The organism is Microbacterium sp. cf332 (genome assembly GCF_900102175.1).
Lineage (GTDB): Bacteria > Actinomycetota > Actinomycetes > Actinomycetales > Microbacteriaceae > Microbacterium.
In genome coordinates this window covers 171,944-187,346 of sequence record NZ_FNKN01000001.1, presented here as the reverse complement: position 1 = coordinate 187,346, position 15,403 = coordinate 171,944, and the positions used below count along the sequence as shown (strand labels likewise).

Annotated in this window: 17 protein-coding genes; 6 read left to right on the top strand and 11 right to left on the bottom strand. The window is 71.0% G+C overall.

Features of this window, described 5'->3' with window-relative positions; translation table 11 throughout:
- The first annotated feature begins 19 nt into the window (after positions 1–19).
- From BLT21_RS00820 to BLT21_RS00810, 3 genes are read left to right on the top strand one after another with little or no spacing between them, the layout of a single operon-like run.
- Positions 20–1,291 carry a magnesium transporter MgtE N-terminal domain-containing protein gene (locus tag BLT21_RS00820; RefSeq protein ID WP_091497614.1) on the top strand — a complete coding sequence of 424 codons (1,272 nt, stop codon included), beginning with the start codon at positions 20–22 and terminating at the stop codon, positions 1,289–1,291.
- The gene (locus BLT21_RS00815; protein ID WP_091497611.1) at positions 1,291–1,824 is read left to right on the top strand and encodes a DUF1003 domain-containing protein; all 534 of its coding nucleotides are present in this window, start codon (positions 1,291–1,293) and stop codon (positions 1,822–1,824) included. Before BLT21_RS00820 ends, BLT21_RS00815 begins: the two co-directional genes overlap by 1 nt.
- A complete protein-coding gene (locus BLT21_RS00810; protein WP_091497607.1) occupies positions 1,821–2,957 on the top strand; it encodes an Mrp/NBP35 family ATP-binding protein in 1,137 nt (378 codons plus the stop codon). The genes BLT21_RS00815 and BLT21_RS00810 overlap by 4 nt, the downstream gene beginning before the upstream one ends.
- Here BLT21_RS00810 and BLT21_RS00805 read toward each other — a convergent pair whose 3' ends face one another.
- Positions 2,958–3,353: a twin-arginine translocase TatA/TatE family subunit gene (locus BLT21_RS00805; RefSeq protein ID WP_091497604.1), complete on the bottom strand. Its 396-nt coding sequence runs from the start codon at positions 3,351–3,353 to the stop codon at positions 2,958–2,960.
- 71 nt (positions 3,354–3,424) lie between these two features.
- Between BLT21_RS00805 and BLT21_RS00800 the strand changes: the two genes are divergently transcribed.
- On the top strand, positions 3,425–4,060 hold the full coding sequence (locus BLT21_RS00800) for an O-methyltransferase (RefSeq protein ID WP_091497600.1): 636 nt from the start codon (positions 3,425–3,427) through the stop codon (positions 4,058–4,060).
- 71 nt (positions 4,061–4,131) lie between these two features.
- Here the strand turns inward: BLT21_RS00800 and BLT21_RS00795 are convergent, their stop codons facing one another.
- The 3 genes from BLT21_RS00795 to dapE all read right to left on the bottom strand — a co-directional run bounded on the left by BLT21_RS00795 (position 4,132) and on the right by dapE (position 6,689).
- Entirely contained in the window at positions 4,132–4,305 is a 174-nt protein-coding gene (locus BLT21_RS00795; protein ID WP_023950528.1) for a DUF3117 domain-containing protein, read from the bottom strand.
- Between the two features lie 73 nt (positions 4,306–4,378).
- Positions 4,379–5,602: a hypothetical protein gene (locus BLT21_RS00790; protein WP_256335868.1), complete on the bottom strand. Its 1,224-nt coding sequence runs from the start codon at positions 5,600–5,602 to the stop codon at positions 4,379–4,381.
- A 10-nt stretch (positions 5,603–5,612) separates the two neighbouring features.
- Positions 5,613–6,689: a succinyl-diaminopimelate desuccinylase gene (gene dapE, locus BLT21_RS00785; RefSeq protein WP_091497597.1), complete on the bottom strand. Its 1,077-nt coding sequence runs from the start codon at positions 6,687–6,689 to the stop codon at positions 5,613–5,615.
- A 43-nt stretch (positions 6,690–6,732) separates the two neighbouring features.
- Here dapE and dapD point away from each other — a divergent pair, with 43 nt between their 5' ends.
- Positions 6,733–7,683 carry a 2,3,4,5-tetrahydropyridine-2,6-dicarboxylate N-succinyltransferase gene (dapD, locus tag BLT21_RS00780; protein WP_091497593.1) on the top strand — a complete coding sequence of 317 codons (951 nt, stop codon included), beginning with the start codon at positions 6,733–6,735 and terminating at the stop codon, positions 7,681–7,683.
- A 48-nt stretch (positions 7,684–7,731) separates the two neighbouring features.
- Here the strand turns inward: dapD and BLT21_RS00775 are convergent, their stop codons facing one another.
- Positions 7,732–9,339 (bottom strand): L-lactate permease, encoded by a 1,608-nt coding sequence (locus tag BLT21_RS00775; RefSeq protein ID WP_091497590.1) that lies wholly within the window; start codon positions 9,337–9,339, stop codon positions 7,732–7,734.
- Between the two features lie 91 nt (positions 9,340–9,430).
- Here BLT21_RS00775 and ppk2 point away from each other — a divergent pair, with 91 nt between their 5' ends.
- Complete coding sequence (gene ppk2, locus BLT21_RS00770) at positions 9,431–10,231, top strand: polyphosphate kinase 2 (RefSeq protein WP_176786776.1); 801 nt, start codon at positions 9,431–9,433, stop codon at positions 10,229–10,231.
- A gap of 827 nt (positions 10,232–11,058) precedes the next feature.
- On the opposite strand, the gene BLT21_RS00765 is transcribed toward ppk2, so the two are convergent.
- The 6 genes from BLT21_RS00765 to BLT21_RS00740 all read right to left on the bottom strand — a co-directional run bounded on the left by BLT21_RS00765 (position 11,059) and on the right by BLT21_RS00740 (position 15,339).
- Positions 11,059–12,351 carry a citrate synthase gene (locus BLT21_RS00765; protein WP_091497587.1) on the bottom strand — a complete coding sequence of 431 codons (1,293 nt, stop codon included), beginning with the start codon at positions 12,349–12,351 and terminating at the stop codon, positions 11,059–11,061.
- Positions 12,352–12,452: 101 nt separating this feature from the next.
- Positions 12,453–13,559 carry a succinyldiaminopimelate transaminase gene (dapC, locus tag BLT21_RS00760; RefSeq protein ID WP_091497582.1) on the bottom strand — a complete coding sequence of 369 codons (1,107 nt, stop codon included), beginning with the start codon at positions 13,557–13,559 and terminating at the stop codon, positions 12,453–12,455.
- Positions 13,556–13,882 (bottom strand): ferredoxin, encoded by a 327-nt coding sequence (fdxA, locus tag BLT21_RS00755; protein WP_091497579.1) that lies wholly within the window; start codon positions 13,880–13,882, stop codon positions 13,556–13,558. Before fdxA ends, dapC begins: the two co-directional genes overlap by 4 nt.
- Before the next feature lie 9 nt (positions 13,883–13,891).
- Complete coding sequence (locus BLT21_RS00750) at positions 13,892–14,293, bottom strand: histidinol dehydrogenase (RefSeq protein WP_091497575.1); 402 nt, start codon at positions 14,291–14,293, stop codon at positions 13,892–13,894.
- Between the two features lie 9 nt (positions 14,294–14,302).
- Positions 14,303–14,617, bottom strand: a complete 315-nt coding sequence (locus tag BLT21_RS00745; protein WP_091497571.1) for an AzlD domain-containing protein — start codon at positions 14,615–14,617, stop codon at positions 14,303–14,305.
- Positions 14,614–15,339 carry an AzlC family ABC transporter permease gene (locus BLT21_RS00740; protein WP_091497568.1) on the bottom strand — a complete coding sequence of 242 codons (726 nt, stop codon included), beginning with the start codon at positions 15,337–15,339 and terminating at the stop codon, positions 14,614–14,616. The genes BLT21_RS00745 and BLT21_RS00740 overlap by 4 nt, the downstream gene beginning before the upstream one ends.
- Positions 15,340–15,403 lie beyond the last annotated feature (64 nt).

Below are 15,403 nucleotides of genomic sequence, written 5' to 3'. Positions count from 1 at the left end.
CGCCGACTACGCTGGAGCGGTGAGTACGCAGAGGGTTTTCGTCGCGCGCCTCGTCGGGTGCGTCGTGTTCGATCCCGCCGGCGACCGCCTCGGCAAGGTCCGGGACGTCGTCGTCATCTTCCGCAAGTCGGACCCTCCGCGAGTCATCGGCCTGGTCGTCGAGATCCCCGGGCGCCGCAACGTGTTCCTCTCGATCGGTCGCGTGACCTCGATCGCGACCGGACAGGTCATCACGACCGGACTCATCAACGTCCGCCGCTTCGAGCAGCGCGGCGGCGAAGTGCGGGTGATGGCAGAGCTGCTGGGCCGCCAGGTCTACCTGCGCGACGGTTCCGGCGGTGCGGTGATCGAGGACGTCGCCATCGAACGCAACCGGCTCGGCGAATGGGACATCGGACAGCTGTTCCTCCGCCGTCCCAAGACGAGCGCGTCACCGTTCGCGAAAGGCCCCACCACCTTCGCAGCCTGGGGCGACGTCCGCCAGGACCAGTCGTCGGGCACCGCTCAATCGGCCGAACAGCTCGTGGCAACCTACTCCGAGCTCAAGCCTGCCGACCTGGCCAACACGCTGCTCGACCTCCCCGAGGAGCGACTGCTCGAGGTCGCCGAGGAACTTCCCGACGAGCGCCTCGCCGACGCGCTCGAGGAGATGCCCGAGGACGAGCAGGTGCACATCCTGGAGCGACTCGGCGACGAGCGCGCCGCCGACATCCTCGACGCCATGGAGCCCGACGACGCCGCCGACCTGCTCGGCCAGTTGCCGGAGGGGCGCGTCGAGCAGCTGCTCGAACTGATGGAGCCCGAGGAGGCCGAGGACGTCCGCGCGCTGCTCGAGTACGGCCCCGACACGGCGGGCGGTCTCATGACGAGCGACCCCATCGTGCTGTCTGCCGAGGCCACCGTCGCCGAAGCGCTCGCGCTGATCCGCCGTCACGAGCTGCATCCTGCTCTCGCCGCGTCGGTCTTCGTGACGCTGCCCCCGTACGAGACGCCGACGGGCCGGCTGCTCGGCACCGTGCATTTCCAGCGGATGCTGCGCTACCCGCCGCACGAACGGCTCGGTGCCATCATCGACGACGCGGTCGACCCGGTCGCCGCGTCCTCGTCGGCCGCGGAGGTCGCGCGCATGCTCGCGAGCTACAACCTCGTCTCCGTCCCGGTCGTCGACCAGGCACGGCGCCTGGTCGGCGTCGTGAGCGTCGACGACGTGCTCGACCACCTGCTGCCCGATGACTGGCGCTCGCAGGACGTCGAGCCGCAGGACGCCGCAGCGCTGCGGGGACGCCGCTGATGGCCCGTTCGTCGAAGACACCGACGCTCGAGGCCCCCCGCGGACGCCGCGGGGGCGTGAGCGGTGTGCTCGGACAGCGCACGTCGCAGCCCTCGCGAGACCGGTTCGGCCGCTTCACCGAGTGGATCGCTCGCGCGATGGGCACGCCGGGGTTCCTCGTCGGGCTGTCGCTGTTCTGTGCCGCGTGGCTCGCCTGGAACACGCTCATGCCCGTCGGGCTGCGCTTCGACTCCGCCGCCAACGGGTTCACGGCGCTCACCCTCATGCTCTCGCTCCAGGCGTCGTACGCCGCTCCGCTCATCCTGTTGGCCCAGAACCGGCAGGACGACCGCGACCGCGTGCAGATCGAGCAGGACCGGCAGCGGGCGGAGCGGAACCTCGCCGACACGGAGTACCTCGCCCGCGAGGTCGTGGCGCTGCGCATGGCGATCTCCGATCTCACCGACGGCCTCGTCACGAAGGAGACGCTGCGCGCGGAGCTGCGGACGGCGCTCGACCGTCTCGACTCCGACGACCGGCCGGACCCGCGATGAGCGCGGACGCGGTCCGTGCGGCCGTCGCGGCCGTCCGTGACCCGGAGCTGCGCCGCCCGCTCGGTGAACTCGACATGGTCCGCGACGTCGCCGTCGACGACGACCGCGCCCACGTGGGTATCGCGCTGACGATCGTCGGCTGTCCCGCGGCCGATCGCATCGAGCGTGACGTCCGGGATGCGGCGCTGTCGGTACCCGGCATCGCGTCGGTGACGATCGAAGTCGGCGTGATGACACCGTCTGAGCGCGCCGCGCTGACCGACCGGCTGCGCGGCGGGCGCGCCGCACGCGAGAACCCCTTCGGCCCCGACTCGCTGACGCGTGTCGTGGCCGTCACCAGCGGCAAGGGCGGGGTCGGGAAGTCGACCCTCACGGCGAACCTCGCCGTCGCGCTCGCGCAGCGCGGTCTCGCCGTCGGACTGATCGACGCCGACGTCCACGGCTTCTCGATCCCCGCGCTGCTCGGGCTCATCGGTGACGACGGCCTGCCGCCCCAGCCCACCCGCATCGACGGGTTGATGATCCCGCCGATCGCCCACGAGGTGCGCACCATCTCGATCGGCATGTTCCTGCCGCGCGATCAGACGTCCCCCGGTGCCGTCGCCTGGCGCGGCCCCATGCTGCATCGCACCGTCTCGCAATTCCTCACCGACGTCTTCTTCGGCGACATCGACGTTCTCCTGATCGACATGCCGCCGGGAACCGGCGACGTCGCGATCAGTGTCGGGCAGCTGCTCCCCCACGCCGACGTCGTGGTGGTCACGACGCCGCAGACGGCCGCCGCGGACGTCGCCGTTCGAAGCGGCCTCGTCGCCCGGCAGACCGGCCAGCGAGTTGTCGGCGTCATCGAGAACATGTCGGCCCTGACCCTCCCCGACGGCACTCGCCTCGACCTGTTCGGAAGCGGCGGCGGCGAACGGGTCGCCACAGCGCTGTCGGCCGACGGCGCCGTCCCGGTGCTCGGCTCGGTGCCCCTGAGCCCGTCGCTCCGCAGCGACGCCGATGCGGGGGTGCCCGTCGTCCTCGCGCATCCCGACGACCCGGCCGCGGTCGCGATCGGATCGATCGCCGACGAATTGACGCGCGGCCGACGAGAGCTCAACGGCCGTCCGCTGCCGCTGCGCGTGACCTGATCAGGTCGCTTCGTCGTCGAACGGCACCGCGGCACCACGTTCGAACCGCAGCGCCGCCTCGCCGGCCGCGTCCATGCCCACCGCGGCCGCAGTGGTCAACGCAGCTCCCGCCGCCGCGGCGCGGACCGTGGGAACCGGCGCGTCCTCGAGCAGAGCGTCGCGGATGATGCGCCGGGGGTCGTACTGACGGGGGTCGAGCTTGCGCCACTCGACGTCGGAGAAGTCCTCGCCCATCTCGTCCTTGACGCGATCCTTCGCCCCGTTCACCCAGTCACGGGCACGCACCGTGAAGCGTGCCAGCGTCTCGGCGAGCTTGGGAAGGCGCTCGGGACCGAGGAGCAGGACAGCCGCGACCCCGATGAGGATGAGCTTGTCCCCGTCTAGGCCGAAGAACATGACCCCAGATTACCCGTGCGCCTCAACGGACGCGGCCATCGGGACGCCTACGCTGGAGGAAGGAGGAAACCATGGGTGATCAGGAAGCGATCCGCAGGTTCGCGATGGAGGCGACGGTGGAACCGGAGCACATCGCTCGCGCGCGCGCTCACGCCCTCGAGATCGGGGCTGCTCCGATCAGTCCTCCGGTGGGGGCGCAGTGTGCCGTCCTCGCCGCGGCGACGGGGGCGCTCAACATCGTCGAGATCGGCACAGGAGGCGGCGTATCGGCGCTGTGGCTGCTGCACGGTTCGCCGCGCGCCACGCTGACGACGATCGACATCGAGCCCGAGCATCTCGCCGTCGCCCGCCAGTCGTTCACCGAGGCCAAGGTGCCGCCGGCTCGAGCGCGCTTCATCACCGGCCGGGCGGCTGACGTGCTGCCGCGGATGAACGAGGCCTCCTACGACATCGTCCTCGTCGACGCGGACGCCGAGGGCGTCATCGACTACGTCGAGCACGGGCTGAGGCTCGTGCGCCCGGGCGGCATGGTGCTCGTCCCCCGCGTCCTCGCGGGCGGCGCCGTCGCCGATCCCGTGCGCCGCGACGCGGTCACGCGGGCGTACCGCTCGCTCATCCACGAGACCCAGTCGTCTCCCGCCGTCCTGGGAGCGCTGTCGATCGTGGGCGAGGGACTGCTCCAACTGACGACGACCGCCGCACCCTGAGTCTCGCTCAGCGCGAACGACGAGACGGCCGGTCCCCGCGGGGATCGGCCGTCTCGTCGTTCGCGAGGTCGTCAGGCGGCGCCGACGACTCCGCTCAGCACGCTGTGGAGTTCCTTGGCCTCTTCATCATTGACCGAGACGACCAGACGCCCTCCGCCTTCGAGGGGGACACGCACGATGATCAGGCGCCCCTCCTTCACGGCCTCCATCGGTCCGTCTCCGGTTCGCGGCTTCATGGCTGCCATCGCGGCTCCCTTTCGTCATGAGGACTACCTGAAGAGTTTATCGTGCAGCGCAGGCACAGCGCGGACACGCGCCTCAGGGAATCTGAGCGAAGGTGCTGCCGACGGCGTACATCTCGTGGATCCACCACCACTGCGCGACGAGACCCACGATCAGCACACCGGACCGCCACGCCCACGACCGCGACGCGGCGACGGCTCCCCACAGCGGCGACAGCGGGACGAGCAGCCGGAACGTGCTCGACTGGGGGAAGAACACCGCCAGCAGGTAGATCAGATACGCGGCCGACCACAGCCGGATCGGCATGCCGAGCCGCCGCACTCGTCGCCCCGCCACGAGCGCCAGCGTCACCGCCACGACGATCATCGCGAGTCCCGCCAGGCCGACCCAGACCGGGATGCCCCAGATGCCGGACCACAACAGGGTCGCCCGCACCGTGCCATCGAAGGGCACGAATCCGCCGTGATCCCCCACCCAGGCCCGACGCCACGCCAGCTCGGTGTGAAGATAGGCCCCGGGGTCGCCGGTCACGATCCCCGTGATCACCGGCCACGCGAAACCGCAGGCGGCGGCCAGGAGTCCCGCCGCCACGATGTGGGCGATCTCGGAGCCGGCCAGCGGCTCCCGGCGGCGGCGCACCCACCGCCAGACACCGTAGAGCGCGAGCATGAGCGCGAAGGCCAGCACACCGGGGCGCGTGAACGCCAGGAGCGGGATCCACAGGTAGAGCCACCACCATCGGCGCCGGTCGACCGCGAAGAGGGCCAGCAGCAGCCACAGGAGGAACAGCGACTCGGCGTACCCCAGCTGGAACAGCGCGGCCATCGGGCCTGCAGTGCTGAAGAACACGACCGCCCACATCGCCGCGACGCGACCGATGCGGGCACGCAGCAGCGCGAAGAGAACGAGACAGGCGAGGTAACCCGCCGCGGCGGAGACGAGCGGCGCCGCGACCGGGAATCCACCGACGAGCCGCCCGAGCGCGTCGGCGACCGCGGGATAGACGGGCATGAACGCCCACGCGTTCTCCGCCACGTTGCCGGCCGCGTCGAGGGGCAGCTCGGTCGGGTATCCGCTGTAGGCGATGAGCCAATACCACTGCGCATCCCACCCCATCGTCAGGCTGCCGAGAGTCGCGTCCGCGCCGAAGCGCGACTCGGGGCCGCTCAGCTCGGCCGCGATGACGAGGAAGAGCGTCGTGACGGCACGGGAGAGCAGATAGACGAGCGCGATCGTCGCCGTGGGGGGAATACCGACCACGGCGCGGCGCAGCGACCGCGTGCGCGCGCTGTTCCTCATGCCGGGGAGGTCACGGCGACGACAGCCACGCGCGCAGCCCGCGCTCGACGGCGTCGATCTGCGAGACCGGCACGCGCTCGTGATCATGATGGGCGAGCGACGGGTCGCCCGGGCCGTAGTTCACGGCGGGCACCCCGAGCGCGGAGAAACGGGCGACGTCGGTCCACCCGTACTTGGGTCGCGGCTCCGCGCCGACGGCGGCGACGAACTCGCGAGCCAGCGGCGCATCGAGTCCGGGGCGTGCTCCGCCCGCGAGGTCGACGACCTCGACCTCGAACCCCGAGAAGAAGGCCTGCACCCTCTCGACGGCTTCCTCCGGTGAGCGGCTCGGAGCGAAGCGGTAGTTCACCTCGACCTCGCACAGGTCGGGGATGACGTTGCCGGCGACTCCGCCGGAGATGCGGACGGCGTTGAGTCCTTCGCGGTAGACCAGCCCCTCGACCTCGACCTCCGCGGGGGTGTGCTCGGCCAGTCGCTGCAGGATCGGCGCCGCGTGATGGATGGCGTTGTCGCCGATCCAGGCGCGCGCGCTGTGCGCGCGGACGCCGTGCGTGCGGACGACAGCGCGCAGGTTGCCGTTGCAGCCGCCCTCGACCTGACCGTTCGACGGCTCACCGAGGATCGCGAAGTCCCCGGCGAAAAGATCGGGACGGTTCGCGGCGAGGCGGGTCAGGCCGTTGAGCTCGGCGGCGACCTCCTCGTGGTCGTACCACATCCAGGTGATGTCGACCCGCGGGTCGACCAGCTCCGCAGCGAGCTTGAGCTGCACCGCGACGCCCGCCTTCATGTCGACCGTGCCCCGGCCCCACAGCATCCGCTCGCCCTCCTCGACGATGTCTCGGACGGGGAGGTTGTCGTTGATCGGGACGGTGTCGATGTGTCCCGCGATGACCACGCGCTGCGACCGGCCGAGCCGCGTACGCGCCACGATCGTGTCGCCGTCACGGACGACCTCGAGATGCGCGAGCGGCGAGACGGCGGCGAAGATCGCGTCGGCGAGCGTCGTCTCGTCGTCCGACACGCTCGGGATGTCGCAGACGGCTCGGGTCAGATCGGCGCTGGAGACGGTCAGATCGAGCTCAGGCATGCCGCGAGTCTATCGACGCCGACGGGCCCGATAACCTGGAGGCATGAGCGAACGGTGGGCATGGGGCGTGGGACTCGCGACCTCGAGCAGCGACGGCACGACACTCGACACCTGGTTCCCCGAGCCCGCGCTGGGAACGCCCGCGGCCGCGGAATCGGCGGCCGCCATGGTCACCTGGGCTCCGCTGGCCGCGAACGACGAGCGCCGCGGAGTGACGGTCGAGGCCGTCACCGTCTCGATCGACCTCGACGCCGCGCCGGCCTCGACTCCCGACGCGTACCTGCGCCTGCACGTCATCTCCCACCGCCTCGCAGCCCCGAACACGGTCAACCTCGACGGGATCTTCGGCCACCTGCCGATCGTCGCGTGGACCACCGCGGGCCCCATGCACCCGGACGACGCGACCCGCCGCCGCCCGCTGCTTCAGCGTGACGGCATCCAGGTGCACAGCCTCGACAAGTTCCCCCGCCTGCTCGACTACGTCACCCCCTCGGGCGTCCGCATCGCCGATGCCTCCCGCGTGCGACTGGGCGCGCACCTCGCGCCGGGGACGACGGTGATGCACGAGGGCTTCGTCAACTTCAACGCCGGCACCCTCGGTGCATCGATGGTCGAGGGTCGCATCTCGCAAGGCGTCGTCGTGGGCGACGGCAGCGACATCGGCGGTGGCGCCTCGATCATGGGCACCCTGTCGGGCGGCGGCAGCCACCGCGTCGCGATCGGTCGCCGCACGCTGCTCGGAGCCAACGCGGGCATCGGCATCTCGCTCGGCGACGACTGCGTCGTCGAGGCGGGGCTCTACGTCACGGCCGGGTCGAAGATCGTGCTGGCCGACGAGCCCGCGACCGCGGCCGGGACACGTCCGACGGTCAAGGGGGCCGAGCTGTCCGGCCGCGACGGCATCCTGTTCCGTCGTAACTCGCTCACCGGAGCGATCGAAGCCGTCCGTCGCGCCGGCGTCGGGGTGACCCTGAACGAGGCGCTGCACGCCTGAGCACCGGTCGCGCCGCGCGCGAACGTCAGGACTCGCGCCGCGCGCACGTCAGGCGAGGAGCACGGAAAGCAGGCCGCTCCACAGGCAGATGACCGCGAGTATGCCGAGGCTGTACCAGAGCGATGCCCGCAGGATCTCCGACTCGCGACCGGCGAGCCCGACGGCGCCCGCGGCGATGGCGATCGACTGCGGCGAGATGACCTTCGCGGCGGTTCCCCCCGCGGTGTTGGCGGCGACCAGCAGCGCCGGGTCCACCGCGAGCTGACCCGCGGTCGCCACCTGCAGCGGCGCGAACAGGGTGTTGTTGTTCACGACCGACCCCGTCAGGAAGACGCCGATCCAGCCGATGATGGGAGCCAGCAGCGGGAACAACGGCCCCACCGCCGCCAGCGCCGTTCCCATCGACGCGGAGCCGCCCGAGTAGTTCGCGATGTTCGCCAGTACGAGGATGATCGCGATCAGCAGCAGCGCGCGCCACAGCTCGCGCAACGTCGCGGCGAGGGCACGTCCGAGATCGCGTGCGCCCAGGCTCGGCGTCGTCCAGAACGACACCAGGACGGCGATCAGGATCGCCGTCCCCGTCGCGTTCAGCGGAGTGAAACTCCATGCGGCCGTCACGACATCGCCGGACGGCGTCTGCACGCTGCCGGTCAGCCCCGGCATGGGGATCACCGCGACGAGGCCGGCGAGCGGCCCGCCGGAGGCGAACAGGTTCTTGAAGGCCGGCAGGCTCCACACCAGGATCACCGCGGTCAGGATGTAGAACGGACTCCAGGCCGTCACCACCTCGCGAAGGCCGGTACGACGCTCCTCCGGCTCGGGGGCACCCGGCTCGCGATGGATGCGCCGGGGCTGCCAGACACGGCCCAGCAGGAACAACGCGACCATCGCCGCCAAGCCCGACGCGAGATCCGCCAGCTCCGGCCCGAGGAACCACAGCACCCCGGCCTGCACGCCGCTGAAGACCACGGTGACCACGAGGGTCGCGGGCCACGTCTCGCGCAGACCGCGGAGACCGTCGAGGATGACCACCAGCAGGAACGGGATGAGCAGCGTCAGCGGCTGCAGCACGAGGACCATGGCGCGCGACAGCTCGTGCACCTCGAGACCGCCGACCTGGGCGCCGACGATCACGGGGATCCCGATCGCGCCGTACGCCCCGGCGCCCGCATTCGCCACGAGGGAGATCATCGCCGCGCGGACCGGCCGGAACCCCAACTGCACGAGCAGCGCGGCGCAGATCGCGATCGGTACCCCGAATCCCGCCGCCCCCTCGAGGAAGGCGCCGAAGGCGAAGCTGATCAGCAGCACCTGGATCCGCTGATCCTTCGAGATGCCGCCGATGGACGAACGGATGACGTCGAACCGACCGCTCGCGACCGCCAGCTTGTACAGCCACACGGCCATCACGATGATGTACGCGATCGGCCACACCGCCGTCAGGACGCCGAGCAGCCCGGCACCGCCGACCGCTGAGAGCGGCATCCCGAACCCGAGAGTCGCGACGACGAGCTGCGCGACGAGAGCGATGAGCCCCGCGACGATACCGCTCAGGCGCAGGCCGACGAGAGCGACGAGGAACACGACGATCGGGATGGCGGCCACGAGCGCGGAGAGGACGAGCGAGCCCAGCGGATCGGTCGTCTGCATCCACATACGCCACTCCCCCGCTCGCCGTCGCGCCCCACCCTAGCGTCGCCCCGGCGCCGGAGGCCAGGGGCGTATGCTCGCGGCAGGAGGTGGTCCGATGACCGAACGGGTGCCCAAGAAGGTGTACCGGGCCGAGCTGGAACGGCTCCAGGCGCAGCTGGTCGACATGCAGGCGTGGGTCCAGGCGACGGGGGCGCGCATCGTCGTGATCTTCGAGGGCCGGGACGCCGCCGGCAAGGGCTCGACCATCAAGCGCGTCACCGAATACCTCAATCCCCGTGTCGCCCGCATCGTCGCCCTCCCCGCACCGACCGAGCGCGAGCGCTCGCAGTGGTACTTCCAGCGGTACGTCTCCCATCTGCCCGCGGCCGGCGAGATCGTGCTGATGGACCGGTCCTGGTACAACCGCGCCGGCGTCGAGCGGGTGATGGGCTACTGCACCAACGAGGAGTACCACCGCTTCCTGCACCAGGCTCCGATCTTCGAGCGGATGCTCGTCGAGGACGGCATCCTGCTGCTCAAATACTGGTTCAGCGTCTCGGACGTCGAGCAGGAGAAGCGCTTCCGCTCACGCAATGAGGACCCCATGCGCCGGTGGAAGCTCTCCCCCAACGATGTGCTCTCGATCACGAAGTGGGAGGACTACTCTCGCGCGAAGGACACCATGTTCGTGCACACCGACATCCCCGAGGCGCGCTGGCACGAGGTCGACAACGAGGACAAGCGGCGCGGCCGGATCAACATGATCCACCATCTGCTGCAGCAGATCCCCTTCGAGGTCGTCGACCGGCCCGAGATCGAGATCCCACCGCGACCGCCGTCCGGAGGCTACGACCGGCCGCCTCAGCAGCTCGACGGATACGTGCCCGACCACGCCGCGACGCTCCTGAAGGACTGACCCGCGGCGACGCGCGGAGCGGCCCGGGCTGGCCGTGGGCTGGCGCTCCGGCCGCGGCCCCATGCGCGTCGTGCCGTCCACAGGTTGGCTGGCCCGCGCCCGCCGGCCCCGGCAGGCTCCAACCCGAACGGCCCTGTCGACGGCACACGCCGCCGCCCGCCGACTGATATCGACACGGCCGCGGCAGCAGCTGCCGCCGCAGATGCAGATGCGGATGCCGATGCGGATGCACGACGAATGCCGAGGCGGCAGGTCGGCACGATGCGGCGTACGCGCCGGGGTGGCGCACGCGAAGGTCTGGTCGTGCCGTCCACAGGCCCAGTGCCCCGAAACCCGACGGCCGGCCACTCGACGAGCTACCGAACCTGTCGGCGGGACAGAACGGCTCGGCGACAGGGGGCGAGCCGCGTCGCATCGCCGCCGGACCGTCCTCGTCCGGGGCTCGGCGCACCGGATCGAGCGGACCGCGGCCGGCGCCGGCCCGGGTACGTGTGCCCGTCCTTCTACGTCCCGCCGACAGGCTGAACTGCTATCCAAGGGGAGCCAGCAGATGCCACAAGCGCATCCAGCCTGTGGACGGCACCAGGTCTCGGCTCTACCGGCGGCGTCGGGACGGCCGCCACCGGCGCCGGCCCGGGTACCTGTGCCCATCCCTCGACGTCCCGCCGACAGGCTGAACTGCTATCGACGCGGACCTAGCCGGTGCCACAAGCGCATCCAGCCTGTGGACGGCACCAGGTCTCGGTTCTGCCGGCGCCGGCCCCGGCGAAGCACGAGAGGCCGGCGCGTGGTGAACGCGCCGGCCTCTCGGGCGGAGGGAGCCTTGGTCAGGCGACGGGGTAGTCGCGCTCCGCGGAGCCGGTGTACAGCTGCTGCGGCCGCCCGATCTTCGTCTGCGGATCGTTCTGCATCTCACGCCAGTGCGCGAGCCAGCCCGGCAGACGGCCGATGGCGAACAGGGGCGTGAACATGCGCGTGGGGAAGCCCATCGCCTTGTAGATGACGCCCGTGTAGAAGTCCACGTTGGGATACAGACGGCGCTCGCGGAAGTAGTCGTCGCTCAGCGCGATCTCCTCGAGCTCCTTAGCGAGGTCGAGGAGCGGGTCGACGACACCCAGCTCGTTCAGCACCTCGTCCGCGGACTCCTTTACGAGCTTCGCGCGCGGGTCGTAGTTCTTGTACACGCGGTGCCCGAAGCCCATGAGCTTCACGCCGTCTTCCTTGTTCTTCACCCTCGCGACAAAACGCTCGACGCTCTCGCCCGAGTCGCGGATGCGCGCGAGCATGTCGAGGACCGCCTCGTTGGCGCCGCCGTGGAGCGGACCGTACAGCGCGTTGATGCCCGCCGAGATCGAGGAGAACTGGTTGGCCCCCGTGGAGCCGACCAGACGGACGGTCGAGGTCGAGGCGTTCTGCTCGTGGTCCTCGTGCAGGATGAGCAGGCGCTCGAGCGCGCGCGAGACGACCGGGTTGACCTCGTAGGTCTCGGCCAGGACGCCGAAGTTCAGTCGCAGGAAGTTGTCGACGAAGCTCAGCGAGTTGTCGGGGTACAGGAAGGCCTGTCCGACGCTCTTCTTGTGCGCGTAGGCCGCGATCACGGGCAGCTTCGCGAGCAGTCGGATGGTGTTGAGCTCGACGTGCTCGGGGTTGTTGGGGTCGGACTGGTCCTCGTAGTAGGTCGACAGCGCCGCCGTGGCCGCCGACAGCACGGACATGGGGTGGGCCGTATGAGGCAGCGACGAGAAGAAGCGCTTGAGGTCCTCGTGCAAGAGGGTGTGACGACGGATGCGGTCGTCGAAGTCGGCGAGCTCGTCGGCGGTCGGCAGGTCGCCGTACAGCAGCAGCCAGGCCACCTCGAGGTAGGTCGAGTGCTTCGCGATCTGCTCGATGGGGTACCCGCGGTAGCGGAGGATGCCCTGGTCGCCGTCGATGTAGGTGATGGCGGAGCGCGTCGCGGCCGTGTTCACGAAGCCGTAGTCGAGGCTCGTGTGCCCCGTCTGCTTCGTGAACGTCGAGAAGTCGACGCTCGGAACTCCAGCGGTTCCATGCAGCACCGGCAATTCTGCGGTGCGGTCACCGATGGTGACGGTGGCCATCTGCGGGGTGCCCGTGTCGTCCACGAAGCCTCCTTGCGATCGTCCGGTGCGGTCTCTACAGCCTATCGGGCGCGCGGGCCTACTCCGCACGGCGCCAAGGGATCGCCGATTCCGTAGGAGAAAACCTACGAATCGGCGAGGCGAGCGGCTGCCGCCTCGATGCGCTCCTGCGACGCGGTGAGCGAGAAGCGCACGTGCTGGGGGAAGTGGTCGCCGTAGAAGTGCCCGGGCCCGACGAGGATGCCGCGCTCGGCGAGGCGGCCGAGGGTGTCCCAGGCGTCCTCACCCGCCGTCGCCCAGAGGTACAGTCCGGCCTCACTGCGGTCGATGCGGAATCCCGCCCGCTCGAGCGCGGGTCGCAGGACGTCGCGGCGACGCCGGTAGAGGTCCTTCTGCCGGACGACGTGCTCGTCGTCGCGGAGGGCGGCCACCATCGCCGACTGCACCGGGAGCGGCAGCATGAGTCCGAGATGCTTGCGGGCCGTCAGCAGCCGCGCCACGATCTCCTCGTCGCCCGCGAGGAAGGCCGCGCGGTATCCCGCGAGGTTCGACTGCTTGCTCAGCGAGTACACCGACAGGAGCCCGCTCGTGTCGCCCTCGCTCACGCGCGGGTCGAGCACGCTCGGCACGGGCTCGCTCGCCCAGGGCCCGTCCCAGCCGAGCTCCGCGTAGCACTCGTCCGAGACGACGACGGCGCCGAGCTCGCGGGCACGCGCGACGATCTCGCGCAGGGCGGACACGTCGAGCACGCGCCCGTCGGGGTTGCCGGGCGAGTTCACCCAGATGAGCCGCGTGCCCTCGGGGAAGTCCTGCGGTTCGTCGGCCGCGACCGGGGTCGCACCGACGAGGCGCGCACCCACCTCGTAGGTCGGGTAGGCCGCCCGCGGATGGACGACCACGTCGCCGTCGCCGAGCCCCAGCAGCAGGGGCAGGAGCGCGACGAGCTCCTTGGAGCCGATCGTCGGCAGCACGTGCTCGGGAGTCAGTCCCGTCACGGCGCGCCGGCGCGCGTACCAGTCGACGATGGCCTCCCGCAGCGCGGGTGTTCCCACGGTCTGCGGGTACGCGTGCGCATCGGTGGCCGCGCGCAACGCCGCGGCGACCACGTCGGGCGTCGGGTCGACCGGTGACCCGATCGAGAGGTCGACGATGCCGTCGGGATGGTTCCGGGCCGTCCGCGCGTACGGGGCGACGGCGTCCCAGGGGTAGTCCGCGAGGTCGCGGACGCTCAATGCCCCTCCCCCTGCGGCGGCAGCGCGGCCACGAGGGGATGATCCTTGGCGATGACCCCGACCTTGGCAGCTCCGCCGGGCGACCCGAGGTCGTCGAAGAACTCGACGTTGGCCGAGTAGTAGTCCTGCCACTCGTCGGGCAGGTCGTCCTCGTAGTAGATCGCCTCGACGGGGCACACGGGCTCACAGGCACCGCAGTCGACGCACTCGTCCGGGTGGATGTACAGCGACCGCTCGCCCTCGTAGATGCAGTCCACGGGGCACTCGTCGATGCACGCGCGGTCCTTCACGTCCACGCACGGGAGGGCGATCACATAAGTCACACGACGAGTCTAGTTCGTGCGATCGGGAGCGGCCGCCGTCCGGGCCCCCGAGAACGAGGGCCAGCCCACGACGATCGCGACCACGATCGGCAGGGCGAACGTCCAGATCAGGCCCGTGCTCAGCTGACCATCCGGCGGTGCGGGAACGACGACGGAACCGCCGGGGCCGCGACCCGAGAACACGATCGTCGCGACGAGGGCGCCGAGACCGCAGGCGAGGGCGACCCACCGGTCGCCCGTCAGCAAGCGGAGGCCCGCGACGAGTCCGGTGACGCCCGCGACGGCGACGACGAGCCCCACCGGCAGCACACCCCACACGAATGCCTGCGTGATCGTACCCGCGACGCCGTAGACGGCGCCGGCGATCGCGGCGACGACCCATCCGGCGAGGCGGGGCCAGGTCTGAGTCACCGGAACAGTCTAGGCGGCCCACCCGACCGCCCGGAGACCGGCGGCCACGAGCGCCGCCGCAGCGACGACGACGAGGAACGGCGCGCGGAGCGCGAGCAGCACCGCCGCCGCGAGGACGGCCGGTACGCGCGCGTCGAGCACGATCGCGGTGCCGGCACCGAGCGTCTGCACCACGACGAGGGCCGACAGCAGAGCGACGGTCAGCTGGTCGATGACCCGCTGCGCGCGCGGCCCGTCGAACCAGCGCGGCGGCAGCAGGTATCCGATCGCCTTGAGTGCGACGCACAGGATGGCTGCGACCAGGATGCCGGTCCACGGGGTCATCGCGACTCCTCCGCCGTCGATTCCGCACCGCCGGCGCCGGCCGGCCGGCCGGCGGGTGTCGCGGCGGCCAACGCGATCGCGACGACCGCCGCGATGAGCACGGGGATCCCGGGCATCGTGAGGGGCGTCGCGACGCCGGCCACGAACCCGGCCGCGACGCCGACGACGACCGCCTCGGCGCGGCGCAGCCGCGGCCACAGCAGCGCGAGGAAGGCGGCGGCCGCGGCGGCGTCGAGGCCGAAGGCGCGCGGATCGCCGAGCACATCGCCGAGCAGCGCGCCCACCAGCGTGAAGAGGTTCCAGCCGACGTAGATGCCGATGCCGGTCACCCAGAAGCCGACGCGCCGGGCGCGCGGCTCGGTCTGTGCGAGCGCGACGGCCGTCGACTCGTCGATCGTGAACGGGATGGCCGCGAGCCGCCGTCGGATGCTGCCACCGACGACAGGCGCCATCCGCAGCCCGTAGGCGACGTTCCGGACCCCCAGGAGGGCCGCGGAGGCGATGGCCGCGGGCAGCGCAGCCCATCCGCCGCTCGCGATGACGCCGACGAAGGCGAACTGCGATCCCCCGGTGAACATGAGCAGGCTGAGCACGCACGTCTGCCAGATGTCCAGGCCCGCCGCCACGCCCAGTGCGCCGAAAGAGACTCCGTACGCGCTCGTGGCGACGGAGACGCCCACCCCATCGCGCCACGCGCGCCGCGTCGCGGCATCCTGCTCCATCGCTCCGATGCTATCGAGCCGGGGGCGTCGCGCCGTGCACCGTCGGCGGAGACGACGAGACCCC

Bases quoted from the DNA above. Each gene is read 5' to 3' on its own strand.
- dapD (WP_091497593.1), top strand. From the start codon at position 6,733: ATGAGCGAACGGTGGGCATGGGGCGTGGGACTCGCGACCTCGAGCAGC.
- BLT21_RS00745 (WP_091497571.1), bottom strand. From the start codon at position 14,617: ATGACCCCGTGGACCGGCATCCTGGTCGCAGCCATCCTGTGCGTCGCA.
- BLT21_RS00810 (WP_091497607.1), top strand. From the start codon at position 1,821: ATGAGCGCGGACGCGGTCCGTGCGGCCGTCGCGGCCGTCCGTGACCCG.
- BLT21_RS00775 (WP_091497590.1), bottom strand. From the start codon at position 9,339: ATGTGGATGCAGACGACCGATCCGCTGGGCTCGCTCGTCCTCTCCGCG.
- BLT21_RS00805 (WP_091497604.1), bottom strand. From the start codon at position 3,353: ATGTTCTTCGGCCTAGACGGGGACAAGCTCATCCTCATCGGGGTCGCG.
- BLT21_RS00815 (WP_091497611.1), top strand. From the start codon at position 1,291: ATGGCCCGTTCGTCGAAGACACCGACGCTCGAGGCCCCCCGCGGACGC.
- dapE (WP_091497597.1), bottom strand. From the start codon at position 6,689: ATGCCTGAGCTCGATCTGACCGTCTCCAGCGCCGATCTGACCCGAGCC.
- BLT21_RS00800 (WP_091497600.1), top strand. From the start codon at position 3,425: ATGGGTGATCAGGAAGCGATCCGCAGGTTCGCGATGGAGGCGACGGTG.
- BLT21_RS00795 (WP_023950528.1), bottom strand. From the start codon at position 4,305: ATGGCAGCCATGAAGCCGCGAACCGGAGACGGACCGATGGAGGCCGTG.
- BLT21_RS00790 (WP_256335868.1), bottom strand. From the start codon at position 5,602: ATGAGGAACAGCGCGCGCACGCGGTCGCTGCGCCGCGCCGTGGTCGGT.
- BLT21_RS00740 (WP_091497568.1), bottom strand. From the start codon at position 15,339: ATGGAGCAGGATGCCGCGACGCGGCGCGCGTGGCGCGATGGGGTGGGC.
- ppk2 (WP_176786776.1), top strand. From the start codon at position 9,431: ATGACCGAACGGGTGCCCAAGAAGGTGTACCGGGCCGAGCTGGAACGG.